Origin of the sequence: Leucobacter ruminantium, from assembly GCF_017565705.1 — a bacterium.
Lineage (GTDB): Bacteria > Actinomycetota > Actinomycetes > Actinomycetales > Microbacteriaceae > Leucobacter > Leucobacter ruminantium.
This window is the reverse complement of the sequence record NZ_JAGDYL010000054.1, coordinates 1-3,969: the sequence shown is the minus strand read 5'-3', so window position 1 is coordinate 3,969 and position 3,969 is coordinate 1. Positions and strand designations below refer to the sequence as shown.

Genomic DNA, 3,969 nt, shown 5'->3' with positions numbered 1-3,969 from the left:
GCACGCTGGGTGATGAGGTGGAAGCCCGCGCTGAACGCGTTCGCGATCACCTTCGCCGGACGGTTCGAGAAAACCACTCACGAATGAAAACCGCCGGATCCCACACACCGTTTATCGGACAGACCCGCGGCACACAAACACGGTTATGCACGTATGCCACCGTTGGTGGGGCGTGCGCACCTCTCTCATGAGACGACTCATGAGAGAGGCCAGGATGAAGGGCGGTGTGATCCTGTTTCGCGGCAGCGGTGCTGCCGCGCGCCGGTATGTCGAGGCCGACCGATCTCGTGCCGACGAGTACTACCTCGGCGCGGACAACGCGGTGGCCGAGTATGCGGTGCTCGATGCCAGTGGCGAGGTCACGGCCACTCGCTCTCTATCAGCCGAGGAATATGAGGGATGGGTGGACTGGACAGAGCCCGTCACGGGCGAGTCGATGGGCACCCCTCGCAAGCCGGGTGAGGGGTCGAAGGGGTCGCCGTTGTTTGCTGAGATGACGATCAACGCCACCAAGAGTCTGTCGGTCGCCGCCGCCCTCCATCCTGAAGTGTCGGCGGCGCTCGATGCCGCGCAGCAAGACGCACTGGCTGAGATTCAACGCTGGCTCGGCCAGCACTCGGTGACAAGGGTCGGGCCGCGCGACCAACGGGAAGTGCTGCCTATCGCGCAGATGCAGGTCGTCGGTATCAGGCACAAGACCTCGCGTGCGGGTGATCCACACCGGCATATCCATATGCAGATCGGGACGAGAGTATGGGCCGCTGGGAAGTGGCGGGCGCTGGACACGGCGGCGTTGTTCAAGCAGCAGGGAGCGATCCGCGCCCTCGGCACCGCGGTCATCGCCGCCCACCCGCACCTCGCGAAGACCCTCGCAGAGCACGGCCTGACCCTCGATCCCGTCTCTGGCGAGGTGGTCGAGTTGCAGCCGTTCAATGGGGCGATGTCGAAGCGGTCGGCGCAGATCAGACGCAACCTTGACCGGCTCGAAGCCGAATGGGATTCCGACCATCCCGGCGAGGTGCTCGGCCCGGTGATGACGGCGAGGTTGCAAGGTATCGCCTGGACACACCAGCGGCCAGGGAAGAAACCCGCCGACTTGAAAGATGAGCAGTGGTGGGTGCAAGAACTCACCGAAGCCGGATACGACCCCGCTGCGCGGCCACGCAGCACCGTGCAGCGCCTGGTACTGTTGGAAGATCTTGCCGTGCAGGAGGTTGCATCACGTGCGCTGGATCGCTGCGCAGCTGCATCATCAGCATGGACGCGGCACACGGTGCAGGAGCATGTCACCCGCATCACCACCGAACATGGCGTGCACGCAACACCGACCGAGTTGCGGGAGTTCGTCACGTTGGCGACCGAGCTTGCGGTGTCGGATTGCTTCTCCGTACTGCCACCGGATGCGGCGACGCCGGAGCATGTCGCGCACCTGACCAGCCTCACCGTGATCGCCGCCGAGACCGCGCTCCGCGACCGCCTCACCGCCGCGACACCGGCGCAAGAACCGGAGCATCCTGACGTGACCGAGGCCGCACGAGCGGCGGGACTGGATGAAGGGCAGACGGTCGCTGCTGCCGCGGTTGCGTCGTTTGATCCGTTGGTGATCGTGGAGGGTGCTGCGGGCAGTGGGAAGACGACGATGCTGCGCACTGCCATCGACGTCGCCGCCGAGCACGGTAACGCGTCGCGGATGGTTGCACCGACGCTGCGCGCGGCGCAGGTCGCGCACGACGAACTCGGCGTCCCCGCCACGAGTGTTGCAGCACTCGTGCACGCGCACGGGTGGCGGTGGAACCGTGACGGTGTATGGACATGCCTCGCCCCCGGTGACACTGATCCCGACACCGGACGCACCTTCACCGGCCCGCCCCGAGATGCTGTGTTGCGCCGGGGTGAGCGGGTGATTGTGGACGAGGCCGGGATGCTTGACCAAGACACCGCGCACGCCCTCCTCACCATCACCACCGAGGCAGGAGCGACCATCGCGCTCGTCGGTGACCGCGCCCAACTCCCCGCCGTCGGCCGGGGCGGGGTACTCGACATGGCCGCCCAGATCAGGGGCCGTACCTTCGACATGACCGAACTCCACCGGTTCGCTGACCCCGAATACGCCTCGGTGACGCTTGCGATGCGTGACCGGGAGAACCCCGGCGACGTGTTCGACCGACTCGCCGCAATGGGACTCATCACCCTACAGCCGGACGAGGAAGAGGCCCGCGAGCACATCACCGCCCAAGTGAAGACGGGTGAGGCGATCACTGTCGCAACGAACGACGAAGCCACCGTGCTGAACGAGCGCATCCGTGCAGGCCGCGTCGAGAGCGGTGAGGTCGATGACACGATTACGACGACCGGCAGCGACAACCTCCCAATCGGGGCTGGTGACCTGATCCAAACCCGCAAGAACGACACCGGGCTCGGGGTCGCGAACCGGCAGCAGTGGATCGTCCAACACGTCGAGAACGATGGCACGGTCTACGTGCGAGAAGTCGCCAGCGGGCGCAGGAGCCCGCGCGCCGTCGCGCTCCCAGCTGACTATGGGAGTGAGCATGCGCACCTGTCCTATGCCGCCACTGCGTACGGCGTCCAAGGCGCGACCGTCACCACCTCCCACACGATGCTGACTGAGGCGACGAGTGCGGCAGGGGTCTATGTCGGCATGACCCGAGGCCGCGAGCAGAACCGGCTGCACATCATTGCCGAGGACATGGCTGATGCGCGGGCCCAGTTCGTTGATGCGATGGAACGCGACCCCGCCGACCGTGGCCTCGACCACGCAACCCGAGCCGCACAAGAAGCGGTACGAGGCATCGTCAAGAACGGCCCGATCCAGCACGTCACAGTGGAACTCGCCAGACTCGACAGGGAGGCCGAACGTGCGGAACAGGCGGCGGAACGGTGGGAGCAGACCGCGAACCGGCTCGACGCCCAACGCGCCAGGCATCGTGCCGAGAACGAGGAGAGCGCCGCCGTGCTTCGTCGCGCCGAGGAAGAGGCTGCACGGGTGCGGGCCGAGGTCGCCGCACCGCTCACGAAGCAGGCGGAGCGCGATGGAGCGGCGTACCTCGCCATCGTCGAAGCAGAGAGGACAGCGAACACGCACGTCGCGACGGTTGGACGGTTCGGGCGACGCAAGGCCCGCGACGAGCACCGCACCGCCAGCGAACAAGCAGCAACCATCCGAGCTCACGTTAGCGATGCGTGGGAGGCTGAACCGCCACGAACCCCCAGCGCGCTACCCGAGTGGGCTACACAGGTCGCGGAACGTCGAGCAGAGGCCGATCCCCGCGTGAGCGGAGCCGACCAAGCAGTCGAGACCGCGCGCACCGAACGAATCACAACGGCTGAGCGTCACCGCACCGAGCGCCTGGTGCTTTTGGCGAGCGAGTTCGGGGCTGAGAACGCGCGTGCTCACCAGTACGGGATGCGCACCCTCAACCCGAACCGTGAGGTTCGCGATGCCCGCACCCAGGCAGCAGCACTGCGTGCGCAGGCGGAGCTGCTTCGCGCTCTGCCTGTTCAGGAAGCAGCCAGATTGATCGAGACCGCTTGCACCGATCGGGAGCATATGCAACAGCAGGCCGCAGAACGAGAGCGACAGCTCGGTGACCCTTTCCATGACGAGCCTCGCCGAGCCGATGCCCGTCATGAGCCTCCAGCACGCGGCTTGTGAAGGGTCGGCACGCCGAATGCGACTGGTTGTCTCGCTGCGTTTCTGGGAGTTTGCCTTGACTTATCCAAGGTTCAGGGAGACCCTGTAAGCTACGTCACTGTCGATGTGGCTCAATCTCAACAGGGAGGTTGTGTGCCTATGCATACAAAAAAGAAAAGCCCGCGGGTACGGGTCTGGTGCAGGAACAGGTGACATCAAACATGGCTAGCCGAGAGGCTGGCCTGGAAGGATGTCATCATGCCCAAGCCCTTTCCCAAGGAATTCAGAGACGACGTGATCCGCGTTGCGGAGAACCG

The 3,969-nt window shown here is 65.5% G+C and carries 1 protein-coding gene; it reads left to right on the top strand.

Going from position 1 to position 3,969, the window contains the following annotated elements; genetic code table 11:
- Nucleotides 1–214 precede the first annotated feature (214 nt).
- On the top strand, nt 215–3,673 hold the full coding sequence (mobF, locus tag J4H91_RS15260; protein WP_243753051.1) for a MobF family relaxase: 3,459 nt from the start codon (nt 215–217) through the stop codon (nt 3,671–3,673).
- Nucleotides 3,674–3,969 lie beyond the last annotated feature (296 nt).